Source organism: Romboutsia lituseburensis DSM 797 (assembly GCF_900103615.1).
Taxonomy (GTDB): Bacteria; Bacillota; Clostridia; order Peptostreptococcales; family Peptostreptococcaceae; genus Romboutsia_F; species Romboutsia_F lituseburensis.
In genome coordinates this window covers 19,522-37,271 of sequence record NZ_FNGW01000004.1, presented here as the reverse complement: position 1 = coordinate 37,271, position 17,750 = coordinate 19,522, and the positions used below count along the sequence as shown (strand labels likewise).

Sequence of the window (17,750 nt, the reverse complement as noted above, 5' to 3'; positions counted from 1 at the left end):
TTTGAATTTTAATTATCTTTCAGCATATTTTTGAGCTATTTTAACTATAAGCTCTGCACATTTTTCCATAGATCTAACAGGTATACATTCATTTTTACTATGGAAATTTAGTCCCCCTGTAAATATATTTGGACAAGGTAGACCCATAAATGATAATCTAGCTCCATCTGTACCTCCTCTTATAGGTAGTACTAAAGGATTTATTCCTACTTCATTCATAGCATCTTGTGCTATATCTACAATAAATTTAACAGGTTCTACTTTTTCTTTCATATTAAAGTATTGATCATTTAAATCTAATGTTATTCTTCCATCATATTTTTCATTTAACTTGCTTATAGTTTCTTGCATATAAGCTTTTCTTGATTCGAATTTTTCATTGTCATGATCTCTTATTATATAAACCATAGAAGCCTTCTCAACGTTACCATTTATATCATTTAAATGATAAAATCCTTCATAACCTTCTGTAGTTTCAGGTCTCTCATTAGCTGGGAACTTTTCACTTATCTCAGCTGCTATATGTAATGCATTTATCATTTTATTTTTAGAAGCACCTGGATGAACATTTCTTCCTTGTATAGTTATTGTAGCTCCAGCAGCATTGAAGTTTTCATATTGAAGTTCTCCTTCTATGCCTCCATCTATAGTATATGCATATTTAGCTCCAAACTTTTCTACATCAAATAAGTTTGCTCCTCTTCCTATTTCTTCATCTGGAGTAAATCCTATTTTTATATCTCCATGTTTTATTTCTGGATTGCTTACTAAATATTCTATTGCAGTAACGATTTCCGCTATACCAGCTTTATCATCTGCACCTAGTAAAGTTGTTCCATCTGTAACTATTAAATCTTCACCTACAAACTTTGCAATCTCTGGATAATCAGATACTTTAGTTACTATATTTAATTCTTCATTTAAAACTATGTCTTTTCCATCATAATTTTCAACTATTCTAGCCTTAACATCTTTTCCTGTAACATCTGGAGCTGTATCTAAGTGAGATATAAATCCTATTGTATCTACTCCCTCTGTATTTCCTTTTAAAGTTGCCATTACATAACTATTTTCATCTACATTTGCATCCGTTAATCCTAATCCTTTTAACTCTTCTACTAAATAATTTGCAAATACTCTTTGGCCTTCGCTTGATGGACAATTTGAATTTTTAGGGTCTGCAGTTGTATCAAATGCAACATATTTTAAAAATCTTTCTACTACTTTTTGTTTCATTTTATTATTTTCCTTCCTTCATTTGTTTTATATTAATTTGTTATGATGTGTTTATTTATATAATTCCATTATATTACATATTTTAGTTAAAGTATATCTACCTTTTTTAATATTTGATGCATCATAACTAATCCTAAAAAGAAAATGATCCCTATTATTCCTTTAACTTGAATTCCTATAAATATTGCAGCTAAAGTTGCCAACGGACTTAATCCTATATTTATTGAGACTAATTTAGGTTCTAATATTTGTCTCAGAAGTGATAATCCGACAAAAACTATACTTATAGTTATTACTAAAAAATAATTTTCTATTATCCAGTAATAAATTATAGTAGGGACATAAATAACAGTTATTCCCAGAAATGGTATTAAATCTAGTATTGCAGCTATAAATCCTAATATTGATGAATATGGAATTTTTAATATAGCAAAACTTATCCATGTAATTAAAAAAGTTATTCCCATTAAAATAGTATATGCTCTTATATATCCTACAATAGATGATAATATTTCTTTCTTTACATTTTTTACTTTTACCTTAGTGCTTTCTGCAAACATATTATAAAAAGATCTTTCTATTATATCTATGTCTTTAGCTATAAAATATGTAGCTATAAAAAGTGTTATAGTAAATATAGCAATGTAAGGTATAGAACTTGCTAGACCAATTATACTTGCTAATAAATTTTTAGTTATATTCATTAAGCTTCCACTATATTTAGTTATTAGAGATTCTATATTTATATTTGAAGCATCTTGTATATACTCTATATAAGAACTAGCCTTACTTGCTAAATCCATTGCAATTTGATTTATGTAGTCTGAATTTTGGCTAATATTATTCAATAAATTTACAAGATGTTTTGTTCCAAATACTATAAATGCACTTGCTAATCCTATGACTATTGCTACACCTAAAAAACTTAAAATTAAAGTTGATATTCCTGTATTTATTTTAAATTTCTTTTTTAATTTTTGTGAAATAGGGCTAATTACAAATGCTATCATGCCTCCTATCAAAAAAGGTGCTATATATGGAAATGTTTCATACATTAAGATAAATGCCATAGTATATATAACAACAAAAATAATATTAGATTTTAATTTGTGTAAAAAATGTTTATCTAATACTGCCATATGATCCCCCCTTAAATTTTATATTCATCCTATAATTATTGCCATTTATTATAAAAAATAAAACACTGCTTTAAACAGTGTTTTTATCTAAGTGAAAATTCTTATTTTCTTTATTCTATTTTTATCTAAGCTCTCTATACAAAACTTTATATTGTCAACTTCTAAAACCTCTTCTTCTTCTGGTAATCTTCTTAGGTGACCTATTATAAATCCACCTATAGAATCAAACTCCTCTGATTCTAACTTAACACCTATTAGTTCGTTCACATCAGAGATTTTTGTACTACCTTCAACTATATATTCATCTTCTTTTATTACAATTATTTCTTCTTCCTCTTCATCAAACTCATCTTCTATATCACCAACTATTACTTCTATTAGATCTTCAATAGTTATAAGCCCAGCTGTTCCACCATATTCATCTACAACTATGGCCATTTGAACTTTGTTTATTTTCATCTCTTCTAAAAGTTGAGTGATTTTTTTAAACTCATAAGTAAAGAATGGTTCTCTTATATATTTGTTTATATCAAAATTAGATATTTCTTCATCATTTAAAAATATTACATCTTTTATATTAAGAATACCTATAATATCATCTACAGAATCATTATAAACTGGCATTCTGCTTAATTTTTCATTCTTAAATAATTCTATAATCTCATCATAATTATCTTCTGAATTTATAGCTATCATATCAAGCCTTTGTACCATTGCTTCTTTGGCTTGCATATCTCCAAATTGAAATACATTATTTATTATTTCTCGTTCCTCTACTTGAAGAACTCCTTCTTCATGACTTACATTAACCATAGTTTTTAGCTCTTCTTCTGTTATATATGGTTGTGAGCTTTTTGTTTGTATCCCAAATATTTTAAATATAACTTTTGTAATTATATCAAATACCCATACTACAGGTGTCAATATAAATATAATAAATTTAATTGGTTTTGACACTAAAAGAGCTACCTTTTCAGAACTATTTGCAGCAATTGTCTTTGGCGTAATTTCACCAAATATCAATACTAATATAGTCATAAATGCTGTTGCAACAGGAACTCCTTTTGACCCTAATAGTGTTATAAATAAAGATGTTGATATAGATGTTGCAGCTATATTAACTACGTTGTTACCAACTAATATAGAACTTAATAACTTATTTGGACTTTCTATTAATTTACTTACTAATTTAGCACCTTTTATACCCTCATCTTTCATATGTCTTATTCTAATTTTACTTAACGACATTAATGCTGTTTCAGATGCTGAGAAAAACCCTGATCCTATTAATAGGATTACTAAAATTACGATTTGAATCAAAATACTGGCCGATTCCAACCTTTACCACGCTCCTAAATTTTATGATTTTTATGTTAATATATTATAGCATATTTAAATATTATTGGGAAATAATTCAATTAACTAATAGGTTTTATTTTATATTAGTATCTCTAATGTTCTAATAAATATTTACACCTTTATATGTTATCTTATGTTGTAAATATTTAATTAATTATTTATATGTATTTTTGTTTTGTATTATTATTTAATTTATAATTTTCAAATATCTCCATATAATAATACAAAATGTACGATGGAGGTATTTTTATGAATGATTTATTAGATAAAGGTGCGGTTCTTCAAAGAGATAAAGAAACTTATGCTATAGCTCCTCATATTCCAGCTGGACTTATAACATCTGATCAGCTTAGAAAATTAGCTGATGTAGCTGATAAATATAAAGTTTCTGCTATAAAAATTACTGCAGCTCAACGTATTGCTTTAGTCGGACTAAAAGAAAAAGATATAGATAGCGCTTGGAGTGATTTAGGTATGTCTCCTGGTGCTGCTATAGGCTTATGTGTTCGTAGTATAAAAACTTGCCCAGGTACAACTTTTTGTAAAAGAGGATTTAGAGATTCAGTTTCTCTTGGATTAAAACTAGATGATAGATATCATGGTATGAATTTACCTAATAAATTAAAAATAGGTGTAAGTGGATGTGCTAATAGCTGTTCTGATAATCATACTAGAGATATAGGTCTGATGGGAATGCCTAAAGGCTGGGCTGTTTTTGTTGGAGGAAAAGGTGGTACAAAACCTAGATTAGGAGATAGACTAGCAATAAATATCCCTGACGATAAAGTTTTAGACTTAGTTGATGATATAGTTAAAGTTTATGCTAATAATGCAGATGGTAAAGAGCGTTTAGGTTCTTATATAGATAGGATAGGATTTGAAGAATTCAAGTCTATGATAGATTTAGATAAATACATCAAATAATTTTTTTGGATTTTTTTAATATATTGTGTCACTTTTTAGTATTTTTTCATATGTTATATTAAGAGAAACAAAATATAAATAAGCGTTTCTCTTAAAGAATATCAAACTCCTGTTAATATTCTAATTAAATGATCGGATATAAAAAAATTTTCCCCCAAATATTCTTAAGCCACCTATTCTCCCCCCCTGTTTAGGTGGCTTTTTTTTATTTAAATCATAATATTACATATTTTTATTTTTTTATTTTTTTTTCATTTTTTTGTGTCATTTTTCGTCACTAAAACATACTTTATATTAAGAGAAGCAAAATATAAATAATTGTTTCTCTTAAAGAATATCAAACTCCTGTTAATATTCTAATTAATGATCGGATATAAAAAATTCTTTTCCCCCCAAATATTCTTAAGCCACCTATTCTCCCCCCCTGTTTAGGTGGCTTTTTTTATATATAAATAAATTATTTATATATATGTGTATATTAAATGAAAAAATGTAAATACTTATATATGAGAGCGGAAATTATATATCTCTCCCCCTAATAAGTATATATATGACGTCTACATGTTCCCCCTTGTAGGCGTCACTTTTTTGCAAAAAATAAGTATCTAACTTTTTAAAGTTAGATACTTATTTTTAACTATATTCTATTTTTACTTTAGATCCACTTCCAGCTTCACTTGGTGAAACTACTAATTTAATAGGAACCCTATTTTTTAGTTCTTCAACGTGACTTATTATACCAACACTTAATTTATCACTATGTAATTTTTCTAGAGACTCCATAACTACTTCTAATAATTCATTATCTAATGATCCAAATCCTTCATCTAAGAAGAAGAATTCTAATGGCGCACTTCCTTTTAGCTGGATCTGAGATGACAATGCTAAAGCAAGAGATAAAGATGTTAGGAATGTCTCACCTCCTGAAAGTGTATCTACACTTCTTCTTTGACCACCATTAAAGTTATCCCTCATAACAAAATTTAATGTTGAATCTATTTCTAAGGCATATCTTCCCTTCGTAATACCTTCTAATCTTTTAGACGCTTCTAAAGCAATATACTTTAGTTGATTAGTAGCTACATATTCTACAAACCTATTACCTTGAACTATTTTATCTAAATCTTCTAATAAGTCTACATTATGCTGCACAACTTTAAGCTCTTTATTTAATTCTTTTACTTTTTCAATTGATTCTCTTAAAGTATTAAGTGTATTTTGCTTAGCACCAATGTTTTTAGCAATTGTTCCTACTTCTACTTTTAAATTATAAATTTTATTTTTAAGCTCTTCAAATACTTCCGGTTTTACCGTTCTTCCGCATAAATATTCTATTAATCCTTCTATTTTCAATGTTAATATCTTTTGTTCTTCATCATATTCAGCTATCTCATCATGAAGCCTTCTCTTGTGATCCGGCTCTAATAAAGCTCTTTTAACTGCGTATATACTTTCAAACTTATAGTCAATTAACAGTTGATTTAATATATCTGATTGACTTTCAAATTGTTCTTTAGCTATTTTTAGTCTTCCATCTACATTTGATTTTTCTGTACTATATTTATCATATTCTATTTTTTGTTCTTCTAATTTTTTCTTAGTCGATTCTTCTTGCGTTATTAATTTATTTATAGATAACTCTAAACTTTCTAATAGATATTTAGATGACTCGCCTTTAGTTATCGCTATTATATCATTATATTTTTCTTCTCTTACTTTTCTTTTTTCTGTATATATTTCCCTAGCCTTCATTAATTCCAACTCTGTCTTATGTAAGCTATCTTGATATTTTTTAATCTCATTATCTATAGTATCTTTAGTTTGAGCAACTTCTTGATATTGCTTATTTAAATCCTCAGTAATTTTTTCATTTTTATTTATTTCAATAACTTTAGATCCTAAATCTTGTATTTTTACAACTGCTTTTAATCCCATGTACTCTTCTTTTACTTTTTTTAACTTAACATCAATTACTTCAATTTCTTCTTTTAATTCTTTTGATAACTTCTTGTATGTATTTATATTTTCCTGTAACTTAAGTTCTTCTTTCTCTATTAAATTCTTTTCTTCTTTTAGCTTTTTAAGTTTATTATCTGTATCTTCTTTATCTTGTTGCCATCTTTGAACATTTATTTTAAGTATTTCTAATTTTTTACTTTCCTCATCTAATCTACTTGATAATTCACTAGATTTTAATTCACCAATTTTAGATTTTACTTCCTCCATTTCTTTTAATTTTATTTTTTCTGCTGATACGTATTCACTATTTTTGTTATTTAAATCATCTATATTGTTTTTTATCAAATGTTCTTCTTGTTTTAATTTTTCTAATTTAGACTTTGTAAATGCTATTTGTTCATCTTGGTTTACTTTATCTAAAGTTTCATGATGTCTAGATCCACAAACTGGGCAGGGCATATTTTCCTTTAGTTCTTTTCTAAGTTCTAAAGCCAAATTTAGATAACGTAATTTATCAACTTCCTTTTCTAAGTCATCTACATGTCTTTTTGTGCTATCTAGTCTATCATTTAAAACAACTAATTCTCTTTCTACATGGTGTTTTTGCTCTAATATTTTATTTAAATCTGATTGTAATTCATCTTTCTTAACTTCATTTTCTTTTATAATATCTATTTTTAATCTTAGGCTTGTTACATACTCCGTCTTTGATACAATATCTTCATTTTCACCAGGTGATTTTTTATTTAAACAATCTTGGTGTATCTGTAATTCATTTAATTTACCTTCAACTAGATTTTTATCTCTTTGAACATATTTTATTTTTAGATTTACATCATCTAACTTTTTAGATATTTCATCTAGCCTATCTAATTTAGCACTTTTCTCATTAGATATTGTATTATTTTCTTTTTCTTTTTCATATGCTAAAAATATTTTGTGTTTTAAGTCAGCACCGATTTTTAATTTACTAATCTTACTTTCTAAATCTTTTACTGATTTTGTTATTATGTCTTTTTTAGATTCTAAATCTAATTTTTCTTTTTCTAATATGTCTTTTTCTTTATTTAAACTAGTGCCTTTTTCTTTTATTTCTTTTAATTCTTTATCTAAGTTTACTAACTCTTGTTCTAATTGAAAAGCCCTTTGAAGCTTTGTTTTTTCTTCACTTAACTTAGGCATACTTTCATTTTTATTTTGATAAGCTTCTTCATATTTATTTTTAGATAATAAAAGTTCTTTACTTAATATATCTAATTTTTTCTCTAGCATTTCGCTATGTGAATTATCTTCATTAATTTTTTTATCTAGCTTTTGAACTTCAAATATATATGGATTAATTTTTTCAGCATTTATTGCGTTCTCTAATTGAACTGCTTTGTCTCTAATTTCTTGATTTTTTAAATCTAATTCTTTTTTTCTTTTTTCATAGTTTTCTTTTTGTACTTGTTTTTCATATATTTCATTACTCTCTGTATACTTTTGTTGGGCTGATTCAAATTCATTATTCTTAATCTTTTCTAGTTCTTTTAATTCTTCTAATTCCTTTTCTATCCCATCATAAACTTGTTCATTAACTCCATCATATTGACTAAGTTTAGAAGTTATATCCCTTAAACTTTGATTTTGTATATTTTTTCTTTTTCTTACTTTATCAATTAATCCTCTACCATATTTTTCTAAATTAAATATTCTTTCTAACATGTCTCTTCTTTCAGATCCTGTTAACTTTAAAAAATCATTAAACTTACCTTGTGGTAGAACTACTGATCTTGTAAAATCATTTGCCGTTAATCCTACAATTTGTGTTACTTTAGTGTTTACATCTCCAACTTTATCAGCAAGTACTGTTTCTGTTTCATCATTTTTAATTTCTACAAGTCTTGCATAAGATGTTTTTGTACCTGTGTTCGTTCTAACTATAGTTCTATCCACTTTATATCTTCTTTTAGTATTTTTACTTCCTATTTCAAATTCATATGAAATAATTGCTTTATCGCAGCTACTATTTATAAATTCCTTTGTATTTCTTGATATATTTCCATACATTGCTATTGTTATTGCATCTAATATTGTAGATTTACCACTTCCAGTATTTCCAAATATACCGAATAACCCTCTATCTGTTAATTTTTCAAAATCAACTGTAGCTTTATCTATATAACTATTTAATCCACTTAATTCTAATTTAATTGGTCTCATCTACTATATCACCTTCTTCATTTATTATATCTAAGAATAAATCCATAAGCTCTCCTTTTGGTTCTAACCCTCTGCTAAATGTATAAAATTCTTTAAACATCTCTGCCATAGATTTTTCTTTAATATCTACGTGTTCATATTCATTTTGAGATGTTATTATAGGTTTTATTTCTATAATATCTTTTAATGTATCTTTCATCTTTTTTATATTTGACTGAGATATTACCTCTTCTGTTTTTATTTCAAAATAAGACCAAATATCTCTATCCTTATTTTCCTCACATACCTTTAAAGCTTCTTCTATTCCATCACATTTAAATACTTCTATTGGCTTATAGTTACTAAAATATATTTCTTCTATTTGTGGTTTTGTTTCAGGATGTATATCAACTATATATGCCCCTTTTGTGTATGCTCTTTCATCTTTACTATATTGTAAAGGCGACCCTGAATAATATGCATTTAATCTCTGTGATGCTTTCTGTGGCTTATGCAAATGACCTAAGGCTATATATTGTGCTTTACTTGGTAAATGCTTTTTCTCAACTAATAAACTTCCACCTAATTCTATAGGTCTTTCTGAATCAGTACCTTCTCCACCAGCTACAAATATATGAGACACAGCTAGATTTATAGAGTCCTTATCAAAATTGTCTTCTAATTTATTAAATATTTCTCCTATTTTTTGCGAATAAGTAACTTGTCTTTCTTTATCTTCATCATTTTGAAGTATAACTTCATTAAGCCTTTTTTCACTTGGATACGGTAATGTTATAACTGAAACTTTTTCATCATCTATTTTTAATTTTACACAACCTTCTTTAGCATCTATTATTTCAAATCCATCGAACTTCCCTACTTCAGTTTTACTCAAAGGATTTCCAAGTATAATTATTCCTTGTTCATGTGCTAGTGGTGTTACAGCAGATAACCTTTCTGGGTTATCATGATTTCCACTTATAACCAGAACACATCTTTCACCATTATTAGCTAATTTTGATACAGTTTTATAAAATAATTTTTCAGCTAATGCTGGAGGATTTGATGTATCATATATATCTCCTGCTATAATTACCATATCAATATTATTTTCGTTTACTATGTTTATAAAGTCTTCACAAAACTTTATTTGTTCTTCTATCCTAGAGTGACCCTCTAAACTTTTGCCTAGATGCCAGTCCGATGTATGAATAAATCTCATTTTAACCTCCATTTTTAATCTACCTTATAAATTTATATAAATTATTTGTTTTGTAATAAAGTTAAATAAATCTTGCTTAATACAGATCAAGCAAGATTTATGGTAAATTTATCATATTATGTATATTTTGATTATATCACAAAAGGAAGAGGTCTAAACATCTTCCTTTTATACTTAAATTTAACGGTTTAAATTTGATTGTTTATTTTCTATCAAATATAGCAAATTTAATCATTTTTATAAGCTGAATTGCAACTATAATAAATGAAATAATAATTAAAATAGAGCAATTTTTTAGAGTTACTATCTCTACTTTACTAGCAAATAAACCTATTACTACTAAGATTGCGGTAATTGCTATATAAGCAAAAATAATTAACAAATCAAATTTTTTATTACGTGTCTTAGTTGTTGGTATTTTACAAACATTTTCAATAACTATAATAGCTATTATAGCAGCTATTACTGAATTTAATATCGGTGCTAATGAAAGAGTATATTTTAATGTCCAAAAATTATTAAATATACTTTTACCATATTCTAAAATTGATGATACCATATCTATTGCTATAAAGAATATTAATGAATATAAAATAGTCGGAATATAGTCTAAAACTTTTTTAAATATATATGTTTTTGTTACTATTTTATATGATTCTACTATCTCTTTACAAAATTGTTCATAATCACCTACAACTGTAAAAATATCTTCCCCTCTCTCTTGTGCTCCTAATAATATTTCATTTATATCATTTATTGCTTCCTCTGCATCTTTTTGAGTTAACTCTCCTCTTATATAACAAACAATATCTGTGACTAAATCTTGGTATTTATCATCTATTTTCATCATATTTTCATAATTAATTTTTAATAATTTTTTAATACTTGTCATAATTTACACCCCTTCATAATTTTTAAATATGCTATCTACAAAATCCTTAAATTCTGTCCACGTATCATAAAATTCTTTTAATTCTTCTTCCCCTTGATCAGTAAGTGAGTAATATTTTCTTTGAGGACCAAATGGTGACTGTTTCTTTTCTGATTTTAAGCTATTTTTCTTTTCCAATCTTGTTAACAATGGATATATAGTACCTTCTGTACATTGACCAAATCCAAATGTCCTCATTTCTGTTACTACCTCATATCCATAAGTTTCTTTTTTATGTTTCACTATATTTAGTATACATCCTTCAAGTACCCCTTTTAATAACTGTGATTTATCTTTCATTTTTACTCCTTCATTACTATTATTACTATGTTAAACATAGTAGCAACTTTTTTAAATAGGTACTATGTTTAACATAATACCTATTTACATATTATTCCTACATCTATTTATTGTCAACCATATTTTAAATTTTTATATGCAAAAAGAGCTATATTAGATATTATATAGCTCTTTTTTGCAATGTTTATATTACTTTTGATTATAATCTGCTAAAAACTTTTCTATTCCTATATCAGTTAAAGGATGCTTAGCCATTTGTTTTAATACTCCAAATGGTATTGTAGCTATATCAGACCCTGCTAATGCACATTCTGATACATGTATAGGATTTCTTATACTTGCTGCTATTATTTCAGTTGATATGTTATGTATTTTAAATATACTAGATATTTCAGTTATTAATTCTATACCTCTAGCACCTATATCATCAACTCTTCCTACAAAAGGACTTACATATGTAGCACCTGATTTAGCAGCTAATAAAGCTTGTTGAGATGAGAATATTAAAGTCACATTAGTTTTTATTCCTTTATCCGCTAATACTTTAACTGCTTTTAATCCTTCTATACACATAGGTATTTTTATAACTATGTTCTTGTGTAATTTTACTAATTCCATAGCTTCTTCAACCATTTTATCAGCTTCTAGACTTATAACTTCTGCACTTATTGGTCCATCTACTATAGAACATATTTCATTTATAACTTCTTGTAAATCTCTTCCTTCTTTAGCTATAAGAGATGGATTTGTTGTAACACCATCTATTATTCCCCAACTATTTGCTTCTACTATTTCGCTCACATTTGCTGTATCTATAAATATTTTCATCTTTTATATCCTCCCTATTTTAAATCACTACCTGTAAATGAGTGTGGTAATAAATCTTTTATTGTAAATTCTTTTATGTCGCCTTTAGAGTAACCTAATATTACTTTTATATCTAATCCAAATTCTCCAATTACTTGTCTGCATATTCCGCATGGTGCTGTTATTTCATTTTTTTCAGAGTTATCACTTGCTATTGCTATTTTTTCTATATCTTTATGCCCTTCCGATACAGCTTTAAATATGGCTGTTCTCTCTGCGCAGTTAGTTCCTCCATACGATGCACATTCTATATTACATCCAGTATATACTTTACCTGATTTAGTAACTAAAGCTGCCCCTACATGAAATTTTGAATATGGAACATATGCATTTTCTCTAGCTTTTTCAGCTAGTTCTAATAATTGTTTGTTATCCATAAGTTAAATCTCTCCTTTGCGACAAATATTTATAATATAAATTATTTCTTGTAATTTTCTTTTATTAATCTAACTATATTTTCACTAGTCAATCCATGCTTTTCTAATAATTCTTTTGGAGTTGCTGATTCTCCAAATACGTCATTCACGCCTAGTTTAATAACTTTAGTTGGGACTGTTTCTGATGTAACAGATGCTACTATTTGTCCTAATCCTCCAACAACAGAATGCTCTTCACAAGTTAATATAAAATCAGTTTCTTTTGCTGCGCATTCTATAATTTCCCTATCAATTGGCTTTATTGTAGGCATATGTATAAGTCTTACATCTATACCTTCTTCTTTTAATGTTTCACAAGCTGACTTTGCCATAGCTGTCATAAGCCCTGTAGCTATTATAGTACAGTCTTTTCCTTCTTTTACACATACACCTTTACCATATTCAAACTTATAATCGTCACCAAATATATCTTCACTATTTAATCTGCCTAATCTTATGTAAACAGGTCCGTTGTGCTTAGCTGCATATTTTATTATTTCATTTGTCTCTTTTGCATCTGCTGGAACTAATACACTCATATTTGGAAGAGAGTTCATTATTGCTATATCCTCTATAGATTGGTGAGATCCTCCATCTTCCCCAACTGTTATTCCTGCATGAGTTGCTGCTATTTTTACATTAGCGTTTGGATAACATACTGAATTTCTTATTATTTCGAAAGCTCTTCCTGATGCAAACACTGCAAATGTACTTGCAAAAGGAATTTTACCATATCTAGCAAGACCTGCACTCATACCTAATAAATTTTGTTCCGCTATACCTGCATTTATAAATCTCTCAGGGTATGCTTTTTTAAAATCTGCTGTCTTAGTAGATTTTGAAAGGTCTGCGTCTAATACAACTATATCCTTGTTTTCTGCTCCTAATTCAACTAATGCCTTTCCATATGCTTCTCTTGTTGCTAATCCCATTATAAGCACCCCTTTCTCATCTCTTCTAATTCATTTATTGCCATATCTCTTTGTTCTATGCTTGGTGCAGTTCCATGCCATCCTGCATTATTTTCCATAAACGAAACACCTTTTCCTTTTACAGTATTAGCTATTATTACAGTTGGCTTTCCTTTTATTTCTTTAGCTTGATTTAATGCACATTCTATTTCTTTAAAGTCATGTCCATCTATAATTAACACATTCCATCCAAAGCTTTCAAATTTCTTATCTAATGGTTTTATTCCCATTACATCATCATTATTTCCATCTATTTGAAGTTTGTTATAATCTACAAATGCTACTAAGTTATCTAATTTATAATGAGCTGCACTCATAGCAGCTTCCCATACTAAACCTTCTTGTAGTTCTCCATCTCCTAACAACGTATATACTCTAGAGTTATCATTATCTATCTTAGACCCAATTGCAAGACCTACTGCATTAGATATACCTTGTCCTAATGAACCTGTTGCTATATCTACAACTTTTATCTTTTTACTATCTGGATGCCCTTGTAATTTAGATCCTAATTTTCTTAAAGTCATTAAGTCTTCTTGAGGTATAAATCCTTTTTCACTTAATGTTGCATATAGTACTGGCGCTGCATGACCTTTGCTAAGTACAAAATAATCTCTTTCTTTGTTATCTATATTCGCTTCATTTATATTCATTTCTTCAAAATATAAATATGTAAGTATTTCGACTGCTGATAATGATCCTCCTGGATGTCCTGATTTTGATTCAGTTATCATCTCTACTATATTTTTTCTTATGTTTATAGCATGATTTTGTAAATTTTTATACATATGGCTTCTCCTTTTAATATTCGATTTTAAATTTATATATGTTTTTAAATAAAATTCCCCACATATTTCTTAGACCAAATCAATACGTGGGGAAAATAGTTCTTAATTAAATTATTAATTATAGTAAATATTAATTATATAGCTATTATTAAACCTACTATTAAAGAACTTAATAAACTTACACAGAATCCACCTATCATTCCTCTAAATGCTAGTTTTGATAATATACCTCTTTTGTCTGGACAGAATACTGATATTCCTGATATACATATCCCCATACTAGAGATATTTGCAAATCCAGCTAAAGATATTGATAACATTAAACCTGTTCTATAATCTAAAGTATTTAATATTTTACCTAATTCACCGAAAGCAACAAATTCATTTAATATTAACTTACTTCCAAGTAATTGACCTGCAGTAAGCATATGTTCTGTACCAATACCCATGAATAATCCTATAGGCGCAAATATATATGATAATATTTGTTCTAAAGATAAACCAACTACTCCTAATATACCATTAACTAAAGCTACTAAAGATATTATTGCAATTAATGATGCACCTATACCTAAAGCCATTTGAAGACCTTCATTAGCACCTTGAGATATTGCTGATATAAGGTTTGCATTATCACCTTTATTATCCATTTTTACTTCTTCTATCACTGCAGCTGCAGCACATTCAGAAGATTCTAAAGAATCATCACTAGTAGTGACAACTTCTTGTGAAATTTCTGGAAGTATAAGTTTTGACACTATTATACTACCTAATGGAACTAATGCTCCAGCTATTAAAAGGTTTTGCATAGGTATCCCCATTGCTGTATATCCCATAAGTACAGTTGCAGACATACTACCCATACCTGATATTAAAACTAACATTATTTCACTTTCAGTCATACGATCTAAATACTTAGATACAAGTATTGGAGATTCTGTTTGACCTAAAAATACGTTTGCAACAGCAACGAAACTTTCTACATTACTAGTTCCTAAAGTTTTACCTATTATTCCACCAATCACTTTAACTATGGCACCAAGAACTCCAAGATAGTATAAAGCAGCTACTAATGCTGATATAAATATTATATTTCCTAAAACCTGAATACCAAATATAAATCCTGTTGGAGCTCCTGCATTTTCTAATGAACCAAATATAAATGTTAATCCTTGTGCTCCATAATTTAAAATACTTGTTACACCATCAGATACTTTTTCTAACGCTAGTCTACCTAATGGGAATTTAACTAATAAAAATGCTACTACAAACTGAATTATAAGTGCTTTTAATATCATTTTTTTCTTAACATTTTTTTTATTAGACGATACTAGATATAATCCACCTAATAATATCATTATTCCTATTATGTTTAATATTATTGCCATCTTATCACCCTCTGCTTTTTAGATTAACTACTATATTTCACTAACTATTTTTTTAACTAAGCTTAAAAATTGTTGTTTTACTCTTTGAGTTGTTTCTATAACTTCTTCATGATTTAATGGTTGATCAAGTATTCCTGATGCCATATTAGTTATACAAGATATACCTACTACTTTAAGACCACTATGTGATGCTACTATAACTTCTGGAACTGTAGACATACCTACTGCATCTGATCCCATTATTCTTGCCATTCTTACTTCAGCTGGTGTTTCATATGTTGGACCTGTAAAGAATGTATAAACACCTTCTTTTACATCTATACCTAATTCTTTAGCACACTTTCTAGTTAATTCTATATATTCTGGAGTATATGCTGTTGACATATCAGGGAATCTAACACCTAATCTATCATCATTTTTTCCTATTAATGGATTATATCCTCCGAAGTTTATATGATCTTTTATTATCATTAAATCCCCTGGTTTAAATTCTGTATTAACTCCACCTGCTGCATTTGTTACGAATACAGTTTCTACACCTAATGCTTTCATAACTCTTACTGGGAATGTTGTTTCTTGCATTGCATATCCTTCATAATAGTGGAATCTACCTTGCATAGCTACTACATTTTTGCCTTGTAATTTACCTATAACTAGTTGACCTTTATGGCCCTCTACAGTTGATACTGGGAAGTTTGGTATATCATGATAGCTTATTTCTACAGGGTTTTCTATTTCATCTGCTAAAACACCTAATCCTGATCCTAGTATTAATCCTATAGTTGGTACTACATCTATTTTAGATTTTATATATTCTGCGCTTTCATTTATTCTATCAAATAAGTTATTCATACTATCCACCTCAAATTATTTTATATTTTGTAAGAATGATTTTCCTATCTCAAAATCATACTTCTTGTCATTATCATTAAAATTATCTAATATTGTTAATCCTATATCTGCCATACTTTCTAATATAGGCATTTTATTACATTCTTTTATTTGCTTATTGTAAACTAATACCGGAACATACTCTCTAGTATGATCAGTCCCTTTAAAAGTAGGATCATTTCCATGATCTGCAGTTATTATTAAAAGATCATCATCTTTAAGTTCTTCGATAAGAGTTCCTAATTGAGAATCAAATTTTTCTAATGCTTCCTTATATCCTTCAGCATTTCTTCTATGACCATATAGAGCATCAAAATCTACTAGGTTTAGGAATATTAAACCTTTGTGAGATCCATCTTTTGCAATTTCTATGGTTTTATTCATTCCATCTTCATTACTCTTTGTCTTTATACTCTTTGTTATACCTTGGTAAGAATATATATCACCTATTTTACCAATCCCAACTACATCTAAATCGTTTTCATGAAGTTCATCTAAAATTGTTTTAGTAGGTGGTTTTAAGGCATAATCTTTTCTATTTGAAGTTCTTGTGAAGTTTTCTTTGTCAGTTCCAATAAATGGTCTTGCTATTATTCTAGCAACTTTATATTCTTCCTTTAAAGTGACTTCTCTTGCTACTTCACAAACTCTATATAATTCTTCAAGTGGTATTATCTCTTCATTAGCAGCTATTTGTAAAACGCTATCTGCAGATGTATAAAGTATTAAACTTTTAGTTTGTAAATGTTCTTCGCCTAAGTTTTTTATTATTTCTGTACCTGATGCTGAAATATTTCCTATAAATTTATGCCCACTTTTTTGTTCAAGTTCATCTATAAGTTCCTTTGGAAACCCTGTTTCTGTAAATACTTTAAATGGTTCTTTGATAAGTATTCCTGCCATTTCCCAGTGTCCTGTTATTGTATCTTTTCCTTTAGATAACTCTCTACATTTAGTTGTATATGCTGTTTGACTACTTGTTGAATTAACGCCTTCTATACTTGCTATATTTCCTAGACCCATTTTTTGTAGGTTAGGAAGGCTAAGCCCTCCTGTTGATTTAGCTATATTACAAAGAGTATTAGCTCCTAAATCACCATACTCATTTGCATCTTCTAGCGCTCCTATACCTACTGAGTCTAATACAGTTAAAAATACTCTATTAAACTTTTTCATTT

Annotated in this window: 15 protein-coding genes; 1 reads left to right on the top strand and 14 read right to left on the bottom strand. The window is 28.0% G+C overall.

Features of this window, described 5'->3' with window-relative positions; translation table 11 throughout:
• Window positions 1-12: 12 nt before the first annotated feature.
• The 3 genes from pepT to BLP75_RS08475 form a co-directional block, all read right to left on the bottom strand.
• Window positions 13-1,236: a peptidase T gene (pepT, locus tag BLP75_RS08485; RefSeq protein WP_092725304.1), complete on the bottom strand. Its 1,224-nt coding sequence runs from the start codon at window positions 1,234-1,236 to the stop codon at window positions 13-15.
• An 86-nt stretch (window positions 1,237-1,322) separates the two neighbouring features.
• Window positions 1,323-2,375: a sporulation integral membrane protein YtvI gene (gene ytvI, locus BLP75_RS08480; RefSeq protein WP_092725303.1), complete on the bottom strand. Its 1,053-nt coding sequence runs from the start codon at window positions 2,373-2,375 to the stop codon at window positions 1,323-1,325.
• A gap of 87 nt (window positions 2,376-2,462) precedes the next feature.
• The gene (locus BLP75_RS08475; RefSeq protein WP_092725302.1) at window positions 2,463-3,713 is read right to left on the bottom strand and encodes an HlyC/CorC family transporter; all 1,251 of its coding nucleotides are present in this window, start codon (window positions 3,711-3,713) and stop codon (window positions 2,463-2,465) included.
• A 270-nt stretch (window positions 3,714-3,983) separates the two neighbouring features.
• Here BLP75_RS08475 and BLP75_RS08470 point away from each other — a divergent pair, with 270 nt between their 5' ends.
• A complete protein-coding gene (locus tag BLP75_RS08470; protein WP_092725299.1) occupies window positions 3,984-4,658 on the top strand; it encodes a nitrite/sulfite reductase domain-containing protein in 675 nt (224 codons plus the stop codon).
• A gap of 633 nt (window positions 4,659-5,291) precedes the next feature.
• Here the strand turns inward: BLP75_RS08470 and BLP75_RS08465 are convergent.
• The 11 genes from BLP75_RS08465 to BLP75_RS08415 form a co-directional block, all read right to left on the bottom strand.
• Complete coding sequence (locus BLP75_RS08465) at window positions 5,292-8,819, bottom strand: AAA family ATPase (RefSeq protein ID WP_092725297.1); 3,528 nt, start codon at window positions 8,817-8,819, stop codon at window positions 5,292-5,294.
• The gene (locus tag BLP75_RS08460) at window positions 8,806-10,020 is read right to left on the bottom strand and encodes a metallophosphoesterase family protein (protein WP_092725295.1); all 1,215 of its coding nucleotides are present in this window, start codon (window positions 10,018-10,020) and stop codon (window positions 8,806-8,808) included. Before BLP75_RS08460 ends, BLP75_RS08465 begins: the two co-directional genes overlap by 14 nt.
• Before the next feature lie 202 nt (window positions 10,021-10,222).
• Window positions 10,223-10,912, bottom strand: a complete 690-nt coding sequence (locus BLP75_RS08455; RefSeq protein WP_092725294.1) for a hypothetical protein — start codon at window positions 10,910-10,912, stop codon at window positions 10,223-10,225.
• A gap of 3 nt (window positions 10,913-10,915) precedes the next feature.
• Window positions 10,916-11,251: a PadR family transcriptional regulator gene (locus tag BLP75_RS08450; protein WP_092725293.1), complete on the bottom strand. Its 336-nt coding sequence runs from the start codon at window positions 11,249-11,251 to the stop codon at window positions 10,916-10,918.
• Between the two features lie 189 nt (window positions 11,252-11,440).
• Entirely contained in the window at window positions 11,441-12,079 is a 639-nt protein-coding gene (gene fsa, locus BLP75_RS08445) for a fructose-6-phosphate aldolase (RefSeq protein ID WP_092725292.1), read from the bottom strand.
• A gap of 14 nt (window positions 12,080-12,093) precedes the next feature.
• Entirely contained in the window at window positions 12,094-12,495 is a 402-nt protein-coding gene (locus BLP75_RS08440; protein WP_092725291.1) for a cytidine deaminase, read from the bottom strand.
• 41 nt (window positions 12,496-12,536) lie between these two features.
• On the bottom strand, window positions 12,537-13,466 hold the full coding sequence (locus BLP75_RS08435; protein ID WP_092725290.1) for a transketolase family protein: 930 nt from the start codon (window positions 13,464-13,466) through the stop codon (window positions 12,537-12,539).
• Window positions 13,466-14,293 carry a transketolase gene (locus BLP75_RS08430; RefSeq protein ID WP_092725288.1) on the bottom strand — a complete coding sequence of 276 codons (828 nt, stop codon included), beginning with the start codon at window positions 14,291-14,293 and terminating at the stop codon, window positions 13,466-13,468. Before BLP75_RS08430 ends, BLP75_RS08435 begins: the two co-directional genes overlap by 1 nt.
• 134 nt (window positions 14,294-14,427) lie before the next feature.
• The gene (locus tag BLP75_RS08425) at window positions 14,428-15,681 is read right to left on the bottom strand and encodes a NupC/NupG family nucleoside CNT transporter (RefSeq protein ID WP_092725287.1); all 1,254 of its coding nucleotides are present in this window, start codon (window positions 15,679-15,681) and stop codon (window positions 14,428-14,430) included.
• 30 nt (window positions 15,682-15,711) lie between these two features.
• Entirely contained in the window at window positions 15,712-16,533 is an 822-nt protein-coding gene (locus BLP75_RS08420) for a purine-nucleoside phosphorylase (protein ID WP_092725286.1), read from the bottom strand.
• 15 nt (window positions 16,534-16,548) lie between these two features.
• Window positions 16,549-17,748, bottom strand: coding sequence for a phosphopentomutase (locus tag BLP75_RS08415; RefSeq protein ID WP_092725285.1), 1,200 nt, complete (start codon window positions 17,746-17,748; stop codon window positions 16,549-16,551).
• Window positions 17,749-17,750 lie beyond the last annotated feature (2 nt).

Coding starts and splice junctions, on each gene's coding strand:
- BLP75_RS08420 (WP_092725286.1), bottom strand. CDS start 16,533: ATGAATAACTTATTTGATAGAATAAATGAAAGCGCAGAATATATAAAA.
- BLP75_RS08455 (WP_092725294.1), bottom strand. CDS start 10,912: ATGACAAGTATTAAAAAATTATTAAAAATTAATTATGAAAATATGATG.
- BLP75_RS08450 (WP_092725293.1), bottom strand. CDS start 11,251: ATGAAAGATAAATCACAGTTATTAAAAGGGGTACTTGAAGGATGTATA.
- BLP75_RS08465 (WP_092725297.1), bottom strand. CDS start 8,819: ATGAGACCAATTAAATTAGAATTAAGTGGATTAAATAGTTATATAGAT.
- fsa (WP_092725292.1), bottom strand. CDS start 12,079: ATGAAAATATTTATAGATACAGCAAATGTGAGCGAAATAGTAGAAGCA.
- BLP75_RS08470 (WP_092725299.1), top strand. CDS start 3,984: ATGAATGATTTATTAGATAAAGGTGCGGTTCTTCAAAGAGATAAAGAA.
- BLP75_RS08460 (WP_092725295.1), bottom strand. CDS start 10,020: ATGAGATTTATTCATACATCGGACTGGCATCTAGGCAAAAGTTTAGAG.
- BLP75_RS08435 (WP_092725290.1), bottom strand. CDS start 13,466: ATGGGATTAGCAACAAGAGAAGCATATGGAAAGGCATTAGTTGAATTA.
- pepT (WP_092725304.1), bottom strand. CDS start 1,236: ATGAAACAAAAAGTAGTAGAAAGATTTTTAAAATATGTTGCATTTGAT.
- BLP75_RS08425 (WP_092725287.1), bottom strand. CDS start 15,681: ATGGCAATAATATTAAACATAATAGGAATAATGATATTATTAGGTGGA.
- ytvI (WP_092725303.1), bottom strand. CDS start 2,375: ATGGCAGTATTAGATAAACATTTTTTACACAAATTAAAATCTAATATT.
- BLP75_RS08430 (WP_092725288.1), bottom strand. CDS start 14,293: ATGTATAAAAATTTACAAAATCATGCTATAAACATAAGAAAAAATATA.
- BLP75_RS08415 (WP_092725285.1), bottom strand. CDS start 17,748: ATGAAAAAGTTTAATAGAGTATTTTTAACTGTATTAGACTCAGTAGGT.
- BLP75_RS08440 (WP_092725291.1), bottom strand. CDS start 12,495: ATGGATAACAAACAATTATTAGAACTAGCTGAAAAAGCTAGAGAAAAT.